General features: G+C 68.5%; 10 protein-coding genes and 2 pseudogenes. 7 read left to right on the forward strand and 5 right to left on the reverse strand.

Annotated elements, in window-relative coordinates:
- The first annotated feature begins 40 nt into the window (after positions 1 to 40).
- The 4 genes from rutB to rutA all read left to right on the forward strand — a co-directional run bounded on the left by rutB (position 41) and on the right by rutA (position 3176).
- Positions 41 to 760, forward strand: a complete 720-nt coding sequence (gene rutB, locus K8940_RS17715) for a pyrimidine utilization protein B (protein ID WP_223391386.1) — start codon at positions 41 to 43, stop codon at positions 758 to 760.
- Positions 761 to 772: 12 nt separating this feature from the next.
- A complete protein-coding gene (gene rutC / locus K8940_RS17720) occupies positions 773 to 1162 on the forward strand; it encodes a pyrimidine utilization protein C (RefSeq protein ID WP_223391387.1) in 390 nt (129 codons plus the stop codon).
- A gap of 144 nt (positions 1163 to 1306) precedes the next feature.
- Entirely contained in the window at positions 1307 to 2110 is an 804-nt protein-coding gene (rutD, locus tag K8940_RS17725) for a pyrimidine utilization protein D (protein WP_223391388.1), read from the forward strand.
- Positions 2111 to 2114: 4 nt separating this feature from the next.
- Positions 2115 to 3176, forward strand: coding sequence for a pyrimidine utilization protein A (gene rutA / locus K8940_RS17730; RefSeq protein ID WP_223391389.1), 1062 nt, complete (start codon positions 2115 to 2117; stop codon positions 3174 to 3176).
- A gap of 157 nt (positions 3177 to 3333) precedes the next feature.
- Here rutA and K8940_RS17735 read toward each other — a convergent pair whose 3' ends face one another.
- Together K8940_RS17735 and K8940_RS17740 are read right to left on the reverse strand one after the other, a co-directional pair.
- Positions 3334 to 3837: an FKBP-type peptidyl-prolyl cis-trans isomerase gene (locus K8940_RS17735; protein ID WP_223391390.1), complete on the reverse strand. Its 504-nt coding sequence runs from the start codon at positions 3835 to 3837 to the stop codon at positions 3334 to 3336.
- A 99-nt stretch (positions 3838 to 3936) separates the two neighbouring features.
- Positions 3937 to 5292 carry an alpha/beta hydrolase family protein gene (locus K8940_RS17740; RefSeq protein WP_223391391.1) on the reverse strand — a complete coding sequence of 452 codons (1356 nt, stop codon included), beginning with the start codon at positions 5290 to 5292 and terminating at the stop codon, positions 3937 to 3939.
- Between the two features lies 1 nt (position 5293).
- Between K8940_RS17740 and K8940_RS17745 the strand changes: the two are divergent.
- Positions 5294 to 6908: pseudogene (locus tag K8940_RS17745) on the forward strand (DUF5597 domain-containing protein).
- Positions 6909 to 7067: 159 nt separating this feature from the next.
- Here K8940_RS17745 and K8940_RS17750 read toward each other — a convergent pair.
- The 3 genes and pseudogenes from K8940_RS17750 to K8940_RS17760 all read right to left on the reverse strand — a co-directional run bounded on the left by K8940_RS17750 (position 7068) and on the right by K8940_RS17760 (position 13490).
- Positions 7068 to 8765, reverse strand: coding sequence for a glycoside hydrolase family 43 protein (locus K8940_RS17750; protein ID WP_223391392.1), 1698 nt, complete (start codon positions 8763 to 8765; stop codon positions 7068 to 7070).
- A gap of 133 nt (positions 8766 to 8898) precedes the next feature.
- Positions 8899 to 10051 (reverse strand): annotated as a pseudogene (locus tag K8940_RS17755) (endo-1,4-beta-xylanase).
- A gap of 220 nt (positions 10052 to 10271) precedes the next feature.
- The gene (locus K8940_RS17760) at positions 10272 to 13490 is read right to left on the reverse strand and encodes a TonB-dependent receptor (protein ID WP_223391393.1); all 3219 of its coding nucleotides are present in this window, start codon (positions 13488 to 13490) and stop codon (positions 10272 to 10274) included.
- A 479-nt stretch (positions 13491 to 13969) separates the two neighbouring features.
- Between K8940_RS17760 and K8940_RS17765 the strand changes: the two genes are divergently transcribed.
- Together K8940_RS17765 and K8940_RS17770 are read left to right on the forward strand one after the other, a co-directional pair.
- On the forward strand, positions 13970 to 15502 hold the full coding sequence (locus K8940_RS17765) for a tryptophan halogenase family protein (protein WP_223391394.1): 1533 nt from the start codon (positions 13970 to 13972) through the stop codon (positions 15500 to 15502).
- Positions 15499 to 16593: a tryptophan 7-halogenase gene (locus K8940_RS17770; protein WP_223391395.1), complete on the forward strand. Its 1095-nt coding sequence runs from the start codon at positions 15499 to 15501 to the stop codon at positions 16591 to 16593. Before K8940_RS17765 ends, K8940_RS17770 begins: the two co-directional genes overlap by 4 nt.
- Positions 16594 to 16614: the final 21 nt, after the last annotated feature.

A 16614-nucleotide genomic window follows, 5' to 3' on the forward strand; every position in this document is an offset into this window, starting at 1 on the left:
GGTATTCCATGCCATCCGGAATTCACAAGGAGCCGCGTCGATGAGCTCGTCGATCACCCCGCTTTCTCCCGGCGCGATCATGCTGCCCGCGCGGCCCGAGCCGCTGCCGGTGGATCCCAAGACCACGGCGGTGATCGTCATCGACATGCAGAACGCCTACGCCTCGCCGGGCGGCTATCTGGACCTGGCCGGCTTCGACATCTCGGGCGCGGCGGGCGTGATCCAGCAGATCAAGGGCGTGCTGGAGGTGGCCCGCGGCGCGGGCATGCAGGTGATCTATTTCCAGAACGGCTGGGACGACCAGTACGTGGAAGCCGGCGGTCCCGGCTCGCCCAACTGGTGGAAGTCCAACGCCCTGAAGACCATGCGCGCCCGGCCCGAGCTGCAGGGCAAGCTGCTGGCGCGCGGCCAGTGGGACTACGAACTGGTCGATGAGCTCAAGCCGCAGCCCGGCGACATCCAGCTGCACAAGACCCGCTACAGCGGCTTCTTCAACAGCCAGCTGGACAGCGTTTTGCGCGCGCGCGGCATCCGCCACCTCGTCTTCGTCGGCATCGCCACCAATGTCTGCGTGGAGTCGACCCTGCGGGACGGCTTCTTCCTCGAATATTTCGGGACCGTGCTGGAGGACGCCACCCACCAGGCCGGCCCCGACTTCGTCCAGAAGGCCGCCCTGTTCAACATCGAGACCTTCTTCGGCTGGGTCTCGACCACGGCCGACTTCAAGGGGGCGTTCGGTCAACTGGCGCCGCGAACCTAGAGAGGAACCACCATGCCCAAGACCGTCATCATCCCGCCCGGCACGGGCACGCCCATCGCGCCCTTCTCGCCCGGCACGCTGGCCGACGGCGTGGTCTATGTCTCGGGCACCCTGGCCTTCGACAAGGACAACAACGTCGCCTTCCCCGACGACGCCGAGGCCCAGACCCGCCAGGTGCTGGAGACCATCAAGTCGGTCATCGAGACCGCTGGCGGGACCATGGATGACGTGACCATGAACCACATCTTCCTGACCGACTGGAGCAACTACCAGACGATCAACAAGGTCTATGCCGAGTACTTCCCCGGCGACAAGCCGGCCCGCTACTGCATCCAGTGCGGCCTGGTGAAGCCCGGCTTCGTGGTCGAGATCGCGTCCGTGGCGCACATCGGGAAGCGCTGAGGCGATGGCCAATCCCTCCCTCGCTCATCCCCGCGAAAGCGGGGACCCAAGCGGCCTTTCGGGGCGTGACGCGGCCGAGCTGAAATCCGCTGCCTCGGCTTGGGTCCCCGCCTTCGCGGGGATGAGCGGATTGGGGGTGGGGTCATGAGTTCTGGCCTGGTCGACGGCCTCCACTACGAGCTGCACGGCGGCCCCGTCGCCGGGCGCGAGGTCGTGCTGCTGTCGTCGGGCCTGGGCGGCTCGGGCGCGTTCTGGGCCCCGCAGATGCAGGCCTTGCTGGAGCGCTGGCCGGTCGTGCTCTACGACCACCGGGGCACGGGCCGCAGCGTCCGCGAGCTGCCGCCCGGCCCCTACGGCGTCGCCGACATGGCCGCCGACATGGTCAAGGTCATGGACGCCCTGGGCCTGGCCAAGGCGCATGTCGTCGGCCACGCGGCCGGCGGCAACGCCGGCCTGCAGCTGGCCCTGGACGCCCCCGACCGCCTCGCCAAGCTGGTGGTGGTCAACGGCTGGTCCCGGCCCGATCCGCATATCAAGCGGTGCTTCGACACCCGCATCCATCTGCTGAACGACACGGGCCCCGAAGCCTATGTCCACGCCCAGCCGATCTTCCTCTATCCGGCCGACTGGATATCGCGGAACCATGCCCGGCTGATGGCCGAGGAGGCCCACCACGTGGCTGGCTTCCCGCCGCGCGAGGTGATGCTGGCGCGGATCAACGCCCTGCTGGCCTTCGACATCGACGCGCGGCTGGACGAGATCACCCACCGGGTGCTGATCAGCGCCAGCGCCGACGACATGCTGGTGCCGATGAGCTGCTCCCAGCGCCTGGCGGGCCGGCTGCCCAACGCCGACTTCCAGCAGGTCGCCTGGGGCGGCCACGGCTTCACCGTCACCGATCCCGAGACCTTCAACGAGGCGCTCGTGAACTTCCTACAAGGGGAATAACAACATGCAGGTCGGCGTCTTCATCCCCATCGGCAACAACGGCTGGCTCATCTCCGAGACCTCGCCGCAGTACATGCCCAGCTTCGAGCTGAACAAGGAGATCACCCAGAAGGCCGAGAAGTACGGCTTCGACTTCGCGCTCTCGATGATCAAGCTGCGCGGGTTCGGCGGCAAGACGCAGTTCTGGGAGCACAATCTCGAGAGCTTCACCCTGATGGCGGGCCTGGCGGCCGTGACCAGCAAGATCAAGATCTTCGCCACCGTCGCCACCCTGACCATCCCGCCGGCCATCGTGGCGCGCATGGCCTCGACCATCGACTCGATCGCCCCCGGCCGTTTCGGGGTGAACCTGGTCACCGGCTGGCAGAAGGCCGAGTACAGCCAGATGGGCCTCTGGCCCGGCGAAGAGCACTACACCGACCGCTACAACTACCTGGCCGAATACACGACCGTGCTGAAGGACCTGCTGGAGACCGGCGTTTCGGACTTCAAGGGCAAGTACTTCACCATGGACGACTGCCGGGTCAGCCCCCACCCCAAGGAGACCAAGCTGATCTGCGCCGGCTCGTCCGACGAGGGCCTGGCCTTCACGGCCCAGTACGCCGACTACAGCTTCGCCCTGGGCAAGGGGACCAACACGCCGACCGCCTTCGCCGACGTCAACAAACGCCTGGAGGCCGCCGCCGCCAAGACCGGCCGCGACGTGCAGTCGTTCATCCTGTTCATGATCATCGCCGACGAGACCGACGAGAAGGCGATGGCCAAGTGGCAGAAATATCGTGACGGCGCGGACCAGGAGGCCCTGGCCTGGCTGACCCAGCAGGCCGCCCCCAACGCCAAGGCCGGCGCCACGACCAACACCACCCAGCTGGCCGCGCCGGAGTCGGCGGTGAACCTGAACATGGGCACCCTGGTGGGCAGCTACGAAAGCATCGCCCGCATGATGGACGAGATCGCCGAGGTGCCCGGCACCGCCGGCGTGCTGCTGACCTTCGACGACTTCGTGAAGGGGGTCGAGGATTTCGGCGAGAAGATCCAGCCGCTGATGAAGTCGCGCGCGAAGTAGCGGCGACTTCTCTCCTCCCCCTCTGGGGAGGAGGACCGGCGAACGCCGGTGGAGGGGGCTTTGGGGCGCGGCCTATGCAGAACCGCTTCGCGGACCCCCTCCGTCTCGATGCGTATTCGCATCGATCCACCTCCCCCTAATGGGGAGGAGAAACACCTCAATCCACCGCCAGCATGCCTTCTAGCTTCAGCCGAAACACCAGCACGCTGTCGGGCGGGATCTCGCCCATGTCGCGGGGGCCGTAGCCCAGCTCCGACGGGATGTAGAGGGTCCATTCGTCGCCGACATGCATCAGCGGCAGGGCCTGCAGCCAGCCTTCGATCAGGCCGTCGGCCGGCATGATCGCCGCCTTGCCGCGCGCGAAGCTCGAGTCGAACACCGCGCCGCTCAGCAGCTTGCCCTCGTAGTTGACCTTGACGATGTCGCCCAGCTTCGGCGACGGGCCAGTCTTCGGGCCCGAGGTGGTGATCTTGTACTGCAGGCCCGAGGGCAGGACGACGACGCCCGGGGCCTTGGCGTTCTTCTCCAGGAAGGCCTTGCCGGCCACGGCGTTGGCGGACGGCCCGGCGTTCAGCTGCGGCGGCGCGGTCGGCGTGACCTGGGCGTTGGCCGCGCCGGCGGCGAGGAAGGCCGCGAGGGCGAGAGGAGCGAGAAGGCGCATCAAGGGGTCTTTCGGGTTCGATTCCGGTGGCGGGCACCGTAGCGAGGGTTCAGCCGAAGATCGCGGCGAAAAGATGCTCCGCCGCGATGCGGTGGAGGATCACTTCCCCAGATACCGCCCCGCGAACGCCAAGAAGTACGGCCAATTCGGCCCCGGCGTGTGGCCGCCCTCGTGTTGCCTGAACGCCAGGTCGCCGGTCGCCAGCAGGGTCAGCGGGGCCGGATACGTCGTCGCCTCCAGGTCGCGCGCGCCCAGCAGCCGGTAGACCGGTCCCGCCGCCACGGTCGCCATGAACATGCCGCGCGGGTCGGTCCAGGCGTCGGCCTCGTCGTTGCCGACGCTGATGAACAGCGGCCGGGGCGCGACCAGGGCGATCAGTTCGTGGGCGTCGACCGGCAGGTCGTCGGCGGTCAGCGGGCCGGCGTATTTCAGGAACTCGCCGGACATCCAGTGGTGCTCGCCCTCGGCGGCAAGGTTCTCGACCTGCTCGCCGCGCTGGCGCCGGTGCAGCTTGGCGCCGCCCTCGCCCGACGAGGCGATCAGCCCCACGGCCAGGCGCGGCTCGTAGGCCATGGCCACCAGCGCCGCCTTGCCGTAGCGCGACAGGCCCTCGATCCCCACGCGCTGGGCGTCGATGGCCGGGTCGCTCTCGAAATAGTCGATGGCCCGGCTGGCGCCCCAGGCCCAGGCGCGCAGGGCGCCCCAGTCGTCGCTCTTGCGCGGATGGCCCCGGTTGGCGAGGCCGATGATCCCCTGGTTCAACCTGGCCGGATCGTCGGCCTGGACGCTGGTCGGATCGAGGATCGCGTAGCCCCAGCCCTTGGCCAGGACCAGGTCGCGCCAGTCTTGGTAAGAGGGGCCCGGACCGGGCGGCGGCGGCCGGTTGCGGGCCCAGGGCGGACCGTCGGGGAAGCCCAGCTCCAGGATCAGCGGGACGCCCTTTTGACCTTCGGGCGTGACCACCAGCAGATCTAGCGACACCTTGATCGCCGGCGCGCGGCTATTGTCCGCCACGCCCGCTAGGCGCTTTTCGACCACGGGCACGCCGGCGCGGACGGTCTTGGTCTCCTTGACCACCGTCCAGGTGATCTTCGGCGCGTGCTTGGGGACGCGGCCATAGACCTCGCTGTCGAAGGCGGCGACCAGCTGCGGGCGGCGGGCCTTCCACCAGGCCTCGCCATTGGGGACCGGGCGGCCGTCCGGGAAGGCCAGCGGGTCGGGCAGCAGGCTGAACGGCCCAGCCTTGGCCTCGTCGTAGTTCACGGCGTTGGGCGCGGTCTTGTTGTAGCCGTCGACGCCGGGCCGCAGAGGCCTGGTGATGCCCAGCGCTTTCAGCATCCGGGCGTGCTCCGCCTGGCCCGCGGCGACATCGCGTTGGGGCGTCTGGGCGAAGGCCGGCGCCCCCGCCAGCAGGCCCGCCGCGCAGGCGATTTGCAGGATTGATCTTACAAGCATCATGCCGTCATCTGACCTCTGCCATGCGTAACACGATATCGCGCCTCAGCGCCGCTCTTTTGCTCGGCCTCGCCGCCGTTCCGGCCCACGCGGAGGAGCTTCCCCGCATCGCTCCCAAGGACGGCGTCCACCGCCTGCTGGTCGACGGCAAGCCGTTCCTGATCCTGGGCGGCGAGTTGGGCAATTCCTCGAGTTCGGACCTTGCGGACCTGTCGAACCACTGGGCGGTGCTGAAGACCGCCAACCTCAACACCGTGCTGGCCCCGGTGACCTGGGAGCAGCTGGAGCCGGTCGAGGGCCGGTTCGACTTCACGGTGCTGGACGGCATGATCCAGCAGGCGCGCGCCAACGACATGCGCCTGGTTTTGCTGTGGTTCGGGGCGTGGAAGAACAGCATGTCGACCTACGCCCCGGCCTGGGTGAAGCGCGACCCGGTCCGCTTCCCCTATGCCCGCAAGGACGACGGCAAGGCGGTCGAGATCCTCAGTCCGTCCTACCCCGCCACCCGCGACGCCGACGCCAGGGCGTTCGCGGCGATGATGAGCCACCTGAAGGCGGTCGACGCGGAGAAGCGCACCGTCCTGATGATCCAGGTCGAGAACGAGATCGGCATGCTGCCTCAGGCGCGCGATCACACGAAAGCGGCCGAGGACGACTTCGCAAAGCCCGTGCCGGCGGCGGTGCTGAAGGCGACCGGCGCGAAGAAGCCAGAGAAACAGACTGGGACCTGGGAGCAGGTGTTCGGCGCCTCGGCGGCGACCGACGAGCTGTGGCAGGCCTGGACCTTCGGCCGCTATGTCGAGGCGGTGACGGCGGCCGGCAAGAAGGCCTATCCGCTGCCGATGTACGTCAACGCAGCCCTGCCCCGCCCCGACACCGTTCCGGGCGGCTATCCCAGCGCCGGGCCGCTGCCGCACCTGATCGACCTGTGGCGCGCGGCGGCGCCGTCCTTGGACATGCTGAGCCCCGACATCTACTTCGCCGACTTCGTGAAATGGATGCCGCCCTACGACCGGCCCGACCAGCCGCTGTTCATCCCCGAGGCCGACCAGGCCGGCAAGACGCCCGCCCCGGCCAACGCCTTCTGGGCGATCGGCGAGCACGACGCGATCGGCTTCTCGCCCTTCTCGATCGAGCACCTGCCGGAGGGCGGGGTGAAGACCCTGGGCGCGGCCTACAAGCTGCTGGACCAGCTGACGCCGCTGATCACCACCCACGACGGCGGCAAGACCATGCGCGGCTTCCGCGCGCCGGTCGCCTATGACGGGACCGTGGACCTGACCCCGCGCAAGGCCAGCTTCGGCCCGTGGGACGTCACCGTGACCGTGGTCGATCCGTGGACGCCCAAGGACCAACAAGACTACGCCGCGCATGGCGGGCTGATGATCCAGACCGGACCGGACGAATTCATCGTGGCGGGACGCGGCGTCACCCTCACCTTCGCGACCGAAGGCGCCAGCGTCGGGCTGGAGAGCGTGCGCGAGCTGCGGTTCGAAGGCGGCCAGTGGGTCGACGGCCGCTGGCTGAACGGCGACCAGACCCACCAGGGCCGGCACGTGCGCCTGCCGCCGACCGAGTTCGGGGTCCAGCGGGTGAGGCTGTATCGGTATAGGTGACGGCCCCCCTCTCCTCCCCCTCTGGGGGAGGGGGACCGCCGAACGGCGGTGGAGGGGGCCTTGGGGCGCGGCCTCTTCAGCACCGCTTCGCGGACCCCCACCGTCTCGCCGCGTATCCGCGGCGATCCACCTCCCCCTAATGGGGAGGAGGGATGAGGCTCAGTCCTCCGCCCCATGCGCATAGACCCCCAGCATCGTTCCCACGAACCCGCCGGCCACCTTGGTGCTCAGGGTGGTCCCGTCGGCGTCGGCTTTCAGCGTCTCCCACGTTCCCGGCGCGGTCCCGTAGGCGAAGTCCAGCGCCCCGCCGCGCACGCTGATCTTCAGGTTCAGCCCTTGGCTCTTTTCGAGGGAAACAGCCTTTTCCGCCACCACCACGCCGTCCACGGCGTCCTTGTCCCCGGCCCGCTTCTCGACCCGCACCAGGGTCTTGCCGCCGTCGCGGACCAGGCCGACGAACCAATAGAAGGCGTCGTTCTGCACGGCCACCAGCCCGGCCTTGTCGCCGTCGGCCCGGGGCTCGAAGCGGACCGTCGTGGAGACCGTGGCGTTCATGTGCTGCTGGCGGCGCGCCCAGATCGAGGGCTGGTCGTTGCCGCCGATGCGGTCCTTGCGGGCCTCCAGGCTGAGGATGCCGCCCTTCACGCTCCACCAGCGCGAGGTCGGGATGCGCATGGTCATCCAGCTCTTGGGCAGCTCGGGTCCGGCGAAGGTCTCGGCGACGCGGAACGGGCCGGCGCTGGGCGGCGCCTTCGCTCCTTCCTTGCTTGGGGGCGGCAGCTTCGGCGCGGTCTTCACATAGGGGATGGTCTGGCCGTTGGGCAGAATGATCGGCCAGCCGTCCTTCCATTCGACCGGCAGCAGGAAGGTCTCGCGGCCGGTGTTGTACAGGTCGTCGCCATAGGGCCGCACGGCCAGGAAGGTCGCCCACCACTGGCCGTCGGGCGTGTCGACCAGGTCGGCGTGGCCGGCCGAGGTGATCGGCAGGGGCCGGTCCCTGGGCAGGCCGCGCTGGGTCAGGATCGGATTGTCCTTGTACGGAACATAGGGGCCGGTCACCGACTTGCCGCGCAGCACGACCTGGCTGTGGCCCTCGGCCGTGCCGCCCTCGGCGGCGATCAGATAGTACCAGCCGTCCTTCTTCAGGATGTGCGGCCCCTCGGGCCAGATCGGCTTGGCGGCGGGGTTCACGCCCTTGTCCAGCAGCACCGAGCGCGGCCCGATCGTCTTGCGGGCCTTGGGGTCGTACTCCTGGATCCAGATGGCGCGGTGACCCGAATATTCGGCCGGCCCCGGCGGGTTGTCGTTGTTGACGATCCAGGCGCGGCCGCCACCGTCCCCGCCCTCGTCGAAGAACAGCGAGGCGTCGATGCCGCCCACCTCCGGCAGCCACACCGGATCCGACCATGGCCCCTTCGGATCCTTGGCGGTGATCAGGAAGTTGCCGCCGCAGTCGACGCAGGTGTTGAGGATGTAGAACAGCCCGTCGTGATGGGTGATGGCCGGGGCGAACACCGCCCGCGACAGGCCCAGCCGCTTGAAATCCAGCATGCCCGGCCGGTCCAGGGCGTTGCCGACCTGCTCCCAGTGGACGAGGTCGGTCGAGTGGAACACCGGCAAGCCCGGGAACCAGGCGAAGGTCGAGTTGACCAGGTAGAAGTCCTTGCCGACCCGCACGACGCTGGGGTCGGGGTGGAAGCCCTGCAGGATCGGGTTGCGATACTGGCCGGGCGCGGCGCGGACGGCGTCCGAGGGGTCAGAGCCGCTGTAGACGAAGTTGGAGAACTGGGCGGTGTTCGGGGCGGCATTCGCGGCGGTGGAAGCCAGCAAGGCCAGGGCCAGGATCGATCTCTTCATACGCATCCCCTTTTACCGCTCATCCCCGCGAAAGCGGGGACCCAAGCCGAGCTTGTGACTTCGCGCCGCGCTCCAATCCGCGACACCGCTTGGGTCCCCGCTTTCGCGGGGATGAGCGGTGTTTTGTGTCGCGTTACCTGGAAGGCGCCGCCCGCAGCGCCGCCGCCACCGCCTCGCGCAGCGGCTTGGGCTTGTAGTTGTCATCGTACAGCGTCGGCCGCTTGGGCAGCTTGTCCTCGCGCAGCCACTGGTTCTGCAGCCACGAGTACTTGTCGACCATGCCCCAGGCCAGGACCTCCTTGGTCTGCCTGTAGCTCAGCATCTGGTCGAGGAACGCCTTGGCGTAAGCGGCGACCTCGGCGTCGCGCGGGCCGAAGGCGGCGGGCAGGCCCTTGTCGTGGACGTCGAACTCGGTGACCAGCAGGTCGTAGCCCATGCCGGTGACGTCGTTCAGGAACGCCGTCCAGTCCTTCGCCTGCGGCTTGCCGAAGCCGGTGAAACTGTCCGCGTTCTCGGCCCCGATGTGGCTCTGGATCCCGAGGGCGTCGACCGGCGTCCCGCGCTTCTTGAAGCCCTCCAGCAGCTTCAGCACGCCGTAGCGGTGCTTCTCGTTGCCGGCCTCCTGGCTCATGTAGTCGTTATAGACCAGCCGGGCCTTGGGCGCGGCCTCGCGGGCGACGTGGAAGGACAGGTCCAGCACCTGCTCCTGGCCCATGGCGTCGGAAAAGATCGTGCGGCGGATCGAGCCGTCCTTGGGATCCACGGTCTCGTTGACCACGTCCCACGAGATCATCTGCGGATAGTGGGCGCAGACCGTACGGATGTGCTCGGTCAGCATTTTCGCCACCGCATCGGCGGGCTTGGGGCCGAAGTCGTAGTGCTGCAGCCACTGGGGGAACCACTGCGGGTGATGCCACAGCAGGGTGTGGCCGCGCAGGGCCTGGCCGTTGGCCTTGGCGAAGGCGGCGATGCGGTCGGCGCGTTCGAACTGGAAGGGCGTCGGCCCGCCCTGGCGAACCACGTACCATTTCAGCTCGTTCTCCGGCACCAGCACGCCGCACTCGCGGGCCAGGATGGCGCGGTACTTCGGGTCCTCGAACGAGCCGGTCAGCGAGCCCTTCGGTCCCGCCCCGACGGCGCTGCCGAAATAGAGGCCCTTGGCCTTGGCGAGGTCGCGCAGCGGGGTCTCGTCAGCGTGGGCGGCGCCGGCGAAGGCCGTGGCGGCGCCGGCGAGCATCAGGTCTCGACGGGAAAGGCTCATGTCGGGCTCCAGGAAAGACGCGCATCGTTTGGAGGGCGATGCGCGCGAGGCCTTCCCGCTCACGAGGTGAGCGGACAGGAAGGCCTCGATCACCAAAAAGAAGCCTGCGCATCGCGCAGGCTCGGTAGTCGGCAGGCGTAACCGAGCCTCGTCGTCCCACAGGCCCCAACGACAGGGGAGACGAAACCCATCCGCGACCGCCGCCGGCCCCGGGGCGAAGGCCCCGGACCGGCGACGCCCGGACCCTAGAAGCTGGCGCGCAGGACCAGCGTGTAGCGGCGGTCGTTCACGAACCAGGAACGGCCGGTCTTGAGCAGGTTGCTGTCGAGGATCTGCGTGGTCCGCGTCGTCTCGTTCAGCAGGTTCACGCCCTGGACGCCGACCTTCACGGTCGGATTGACGGTGTAGAAGAACGAGCCGTCCAGCTGACCGGTCGCCTCGTTCATGATCGGCGCGTACGGGATGATCACGTCGCGGACGGTCAGCAGGAAGTCCGAGCGCCAGTTGTAGGCCAGGCGCGCCGAGATCTTCTTCTTCTCGTAGATGATCGCGAAGTTGGCGTTGTGCTTGGACAGGCCCTGCAGCGGCAGCTTGCTGGTGTCGACGGTCGTCACGCGGCCGGCGGCCACGTCGGGATCGGTCGCCGACAGCGTGCTCTGCGGGACGCCCGAGCTTTCGATATAGCTGTAGTTGGCGTTGATGCCGAGGCCGTCCAGCGGTTTGGGCAGGAAGTCGTAGAACTGCTGGTAGCCGACCTCGAAGCCCTTGACCGTCGCCTTCTTGTCCGAGTTGCCGGGCGTGGTGACCAGCACGTCGAAAGTGGCGCCGTTGTTGGTGAACGGCACGCGGGCGGTCGAGTTGAAGGCGACGTCCGTCAGCTGCTTCCAGAAGGCCGCGACCGTGACCGAGCCGACGGGGGCGAAGTACCATTCGACCGAGGCGTCGATGTTCTTGGACTGGGTCGGCTTCAGGAAGGGATTGCCGACGGTCACATTGCCGGTGGGCTGGCCGTTGGTGATGCCGTCGTTGTTCGTGTTGAGCGCCAGGTTGTAGTAGTTGCGCGTCAGGCCGATGTCGGGCGGCGTGATCGTCTTGGACAGGCCGACGCGATACTGCACGCCGTGCGGCGCCATGACCTTCAGGTTGAAGCTGGGCAGCCAGTACTCGAACGAGGCCTTGGCCGTGGTCGGCACCGTGGCGCCGTTCTGCCACGCGCGGGCCGCGGCGCGAACCTGGGGCGTCAGCGAGCAGAACGACGAGGCGACGAACGGCTGCTTGGGCTCCGGCAGGGCCTGCCAGTCGGCGAAGGCCTTGGCGCAGTCGCCGTCGGTCGACAGGCTGGTCGAGATCGGGAACGCCAGGAAGCCCGTGCTCTCGCGGTTGGTCTTGGTGTAGCGCAGGCCAATATTGCCGCTGACCCGGTAGTCGCCGACGTCGCCCTTGAAGCGCGTCATCAGATAGGCCGACTTGGTCTTCTCGTTGACCGGGTTGATTTCCTGCGGGCGGAACGGCGTGCCGGCGGTGACGCCGCAGCGCTGCGCCAGCGGCACCCAGTTCTGCGGGCAGCCGCCCGACAGGCGATCGCGCCACTCGTCGCCCACCGACATGATGAACTGCGAGGCGGCCACGTAGTTGTCGGCCAGGTTCTGCGAGTAGAACAGGCGGGGCTGGCCGCCGGTCGGCGCGCCGGTGGCGCCGCGCATGAAGTTGTCGAACGCGAAGGTCTCGGCCACGCCGACGCTGCTGGTCCCGCCGCCGGTGGTCGGGCTGCCGTTGATCGGGTCGTCCATCCAGACCGGACCGCCGCTGCCCCAGATTTCCGAGACCACGCCCCAGTTGTAGGCCGAGAAGCGGGTGGTCTGGTCACGCTCGGACCAGCGCACGCCGGCCTTCACAGAGTCGAACCAGGTGTCGTCGTTGAACTTGTACTCGACGTCGAACTTGACCGCGTCCTCGGTGCCTTCCGACTGCTCGATGTGGTCCATCGCCGAGCGCCAGAAGTTGTTGTACGGGTCGCTGAAGCTGGCGTGTGAACCGCGCAGGTAGGACGTGCAGTTGGCGTTGAACGGCGCGCAGGTCGAGATCGACGAGCCGCTGGCCGGGGCCGTGAAGGCGATGTCCGGCACGTCGTTGCCGTGCAGGGTGATCGAGGCGTTCTGGAACGTCGAGCCCCACAGACCCATGCTGATGGCGTCGACCTTGGAGTCGACGTGCTGGGCGTCGAACAGCAGGCCCCAGTGTTCGTTCGGCGTCCATTTGAAGTTGAAGCCGTAGTCCGTGGTCAGATTGACCTGGTTCTCGTCGCGGCGGACGTTGTTCGACTGCAGGCCGTTGATCGGCGTGCGCGGGTCCGAACCCGTCTGGTCGGCGCGCCAGCCCGTGCTGCCGGTGATGACGCCGTTGGTGAAGACGCCGCTGTCGTCGAAGGTGAACGAGGTGCCGTCGATCGGACGCGAGTCGCCATTGCCGGCGACGTTGTCGGTGGCGATTTCCACCGCGTGCTCGGTCCACTTGGTCCGCGACTTCGAGCGCAGGTACTGGAACGCGGCCTGCATCGAGCCGTCGGTGCTCTTCCACTGCACGGCGGCCGCCTGGCCCTCGCGCTTGCGGTCGTTGGTGGTCGAGCGGAACGCCGCGCCGCGCGGGAACCACACGCCCTTGCCGGCCACGCCGCAGTCGGCCACGGCGACGCCCAGGTTGGTGCGGCAGCCGAAGTTCGACACCTGGATGGCGTCGCTGCGGCTGGCCAGGCGCGAGCTGACGAAGCTGCCCAGGATGCCGAACTCGCCGATATTGGTGTCGAAGCGGTTGCTGTAGAGCACCGAATAGGTCGGCTTCCAGGTCTTGACCATGTCGCCGTAGCTCGTCTCGACCGACAGCGACAGGATGCGCTTGTTGCTGTCGAACGGCAGGCGGGTGCGCAGGTTGACCGTGCCCGAGATGCCGCCCTCGATCAGGTCGGCCGAGGGGCTCTTGAACACGTCCACGCCGCCCATCAGTTCCGAGGGCACGTCGGCGAAGCTGAGGATGCGGCCGTTGTTGGCCGTGAAGGTGTCGCGGCCGTTCAGCTCCGACCGGACGAAGTTCAGGCCACGGACGACCACGCCCGAGCCTTCGACCGAGAAGTGGTCGGGGTCGACGCCGGCGGCGAAACGGTTGATCGAGACGCCGGGCACGCGCTGCAGGGCTTCCGTCACCGAACGGTCCGGCAGGGCGCCGATGTCCTCGGCGGTGATCGAGTCGCCGATGATCTCCGACGACTGCTTCAGCTGCTGGCTGCTCTTGAGGCTCTGCTTGATGCTGGTGACGACCACCTCGTCGACGGTGTCGTCGGCCTTGGTCTGCGCCATCGCGGGCGCGCCGATGACCAGCGCCCCCAGCGCCAACACCGAGACCCCGTACTTCAGACTGTTGGTGATTGAATGACGTCCGCGAGTCGCGGACGGCCTGCTGGCCGTGCCCATTAGTCCACCTCCCCGTTATATCGTTGTGGCAGCAAGTTAGCGCTACCATTGGTCAATGTTACCGTGACCATTGTTGTCAGATCACATGACAGACCACTGGTCGTCAAGCGTTGTCAGAAACGCCCGGTTCGTTTAGCCATGGGGAATGGGATCGCTACCATTTTGGGTAGAGGCGCCCCGTAACACACGGGAATACCGCCATTACCGCGACCTGGTCGCCTCCCTATCCGTGGTCTGGCCACGCGAACCGGATCTCAAGGTCCGGCTTAAGAAGAAACGATGACAACGACAGACAGCGTTGTCAATTTTAACCTTGCTCCGACCGGGTCATCTAGCGAGAGGCCTGACCGGAAATGGGTTTCGGGGGAGGAAGCCATGACGGACATCAACGTCCGCGCGAGTCGAGGGCCCGGGTCCGGAGAGCGCGCCGAAATGTCGCACCCTTCCCTCGGCGACGCCGCCGATCCTAAGCTCTGTCCATGAGCCCCATCCGAAAGATCGTCATCGTCGGCGGCGGCACGGCCGGCTGGATGACCGCCGCCGGCCTGTCGGCCGTGCTGAAGGGCCTGCCCGTCGCCATCGACCTGGTCGAGTCGGCCGAGATCGGCACGGTCGGGGTCGGCGAGGCCACGGTCCCGCACATCCGCAACTACAACGCCCGCCTCGGCCTCGACGAAGCCGACTTCATGAAGAAGACCCAGGCGACCTACAAGCTGGGCATCGAGTTCCGCGACTGGGGCCGCAAGGGCGAGCGGTACGTCCACCCGTTCGGCGCCTTCGGCCACCCGATCGGCGGCATCCCGTTCCACCAGCACTGGCTGCGGGCCCGCCAACGCGGCCCAAATGGGGAGCAAGGGGCCGACGCCATCACCGCCTACAGCCTGCCGATCATGGCCGGCTTCGCGGGCAAGTTCGCCCCGCCCTCGCCCGACCCGCGCTCGCTGGGCTCGACCTTCAACTACGCCTACCAGTTCGACGCAGGGCTCTACGCCCTCTACCTGAGGGCCTATGCCGAGGCGCGCGGGGTCGTCCGCACCGAAGGCAAGATCGCCAGCGTCCAGCAGCGCCCCGACGACGGCTTCGTCACCGGCGTGACCCTGGAGAGCGGCCAGGCGATCGAGGGCGACCTGTTCATCGACTGCTCGGGGTTCCGAGGGCTGCTGATCGAGCAGGCGCTGCACGCCGGCTACGAGGACTGGACCCGCTGGCTGCCCTGCGACCGCGCCGCCGCCGTCCCTTGCGACTCCGTCGAGCCCGCCACGCCCCTGACCCGCGCCACATCCGACCAGTGCGGCTGGCGCTGGCGCATCCCGCTGCAGCACCGCGTGGGCAACGGCTATGTCTACTGCTCCAGCTATATCAGCGACGACGAGGCCGCCCGCGTGCTGGTCGACAAGCTGGACGGCGCCCCGCAGCAGGACCCGCGCTTCCTGCGGTTCGTCACCGGCCGGCGCAAGAAGCAGTGGTTCAAGAACGTCGTGGCCATCGGCCTGTCGTCCGGCTTCCTGGAGCCGCTGGAGAGCACCTCGATCCACCTGATCCAGGTGGCCATCTCGACCCTGCTGGAGCTCTTCCCGCACCGGGGCTTCGAGCCCGCCGACCAGGACGAGTACAACCGGGTCATGGACCTGGAGTTCGAGCGGATCCGCGACTTCCTGGTGCTGCACTACCACGCCAACCAGCGCGGCGATTCCGACTTCTGGCGCGACCGCGCCGCCGCCCCGATCCCCGACAGCCTGGCCGACAAGATGGCCCTGTGGCGCGAGCGCGGGGTGGTCGCCGCCTACAAGGACGGGTTCTTCAAGGAGCCGTCGTGGTTGGCCGTCTATCTGGGCCAGAACGTCGTCCCCGAGGGCTGGGACCCGCTGGTCGAGGCGATCGACCCGGCCCAGTCGGCCCGCGTCCTGGCCGAGCTGAAGACCGCCGTGGCTCGCACGGTCGAGGCCATGCCGGCCCACGAGACCTTCCTGCGCGGCTTCGCCGACGCCCGGACCTCCGGAGCCTTGGCATGAGGATCCTGATCGTCGGACGCGGCGTCGACGCCTGGATGACCGCCGCGGTGCTCGCCACCACCGCGCGCGGCGTCGCCGAGGTCGCGGTGACCGAGACCGCCCCGCCGGCCTCGGGCCAGCTGGTCGCCCTCCCCGCCTTGAGAGGCTTGCACGCCCGGCTGGGCCTGCCCGAGATCGGCAAGCCTCTGCTGGCCCTGCGCCACGGCGACGCCGTCGAGCCGTTCGGCGACACCGGCGCGCCGCTGGAGGGCCTGGCCTTCCACCACTACTGGCTGCGCGCCCGTGAAGGCGCGCCGCTGGACGCCTGGAGCCTGGCCGCCCAGGCCGCCGCGCGCGGCCGCTTCGCGCCGAGGAGCGCCGATCCCCGTTCCCCGCTGTCGACCCTGGACCACGGCCTGCTGCTGGACGGGGCGGTCTACGCCAAGGCCCTGAGGGCCGTCGCCCTGAAGGCCGGGGCCGTGATCGTGGACGGCCGCCCCGACGCCGACCTGGTGGTCGACGCGTCCGGCGAGGCGGGCGACGGCCCTCGCGAGGACTGGAGCGGCTGGCTGCCGGCCGGCGCGCGGCTGTCCGGCGTCGACGGCGCGGTCGCCACCTTCGCCCACGACGCGCCGCTGAAGGCCGGCCGCCGGGTTCGCGCGGTCGAGGGCAAGACCGTGGCGGTCGGCGCTGCCCTGGCCCGCCTCGGCGCGGCCGACGGCGGCGACCTGCACCTGCTGCAGACAACCGTCTCGCGCCTGGTCGCCCTGCTGCCGACCGGCCCGGCCACGATCGCCGAGTTCAACCGCCTGACCGCCCTGGCCGTCGACCGCGCGCGCGACATGGCCATCCTGCGCTGGGGCGTGCTCGATGCGACGCCTCCCGAGCTGGCCTGGAAGCTCGCCCAGTTCGAAAGCCGGGGCCGGGTGGTGATGTACGACGAGGAGACCTGGCCGGAGCAGGCCTGGGTGCATGCGTTCCTGGCGCGAGGGATTGTTCCGCGACGCTGGGACCCGCTGGTCGAGCGCATGCCGCTGGAGCGGACACGCGAGATGCTGGGGCGGATGCGGACGGTGATCGAGAAGACGGCGGAGGAGATGCCCGGTGTTTAGACCAAACTCCCCCTCCTCCCC

The organism is Caulobacter segnis (assembly GCF_019931575.1).
Lineage (GTDB): Bacteria > Pseudomonadota > Alphaproteobacteria > Caulobacterales > Caulobacteraceae > Caulobacter > Caulobacter segnis_C.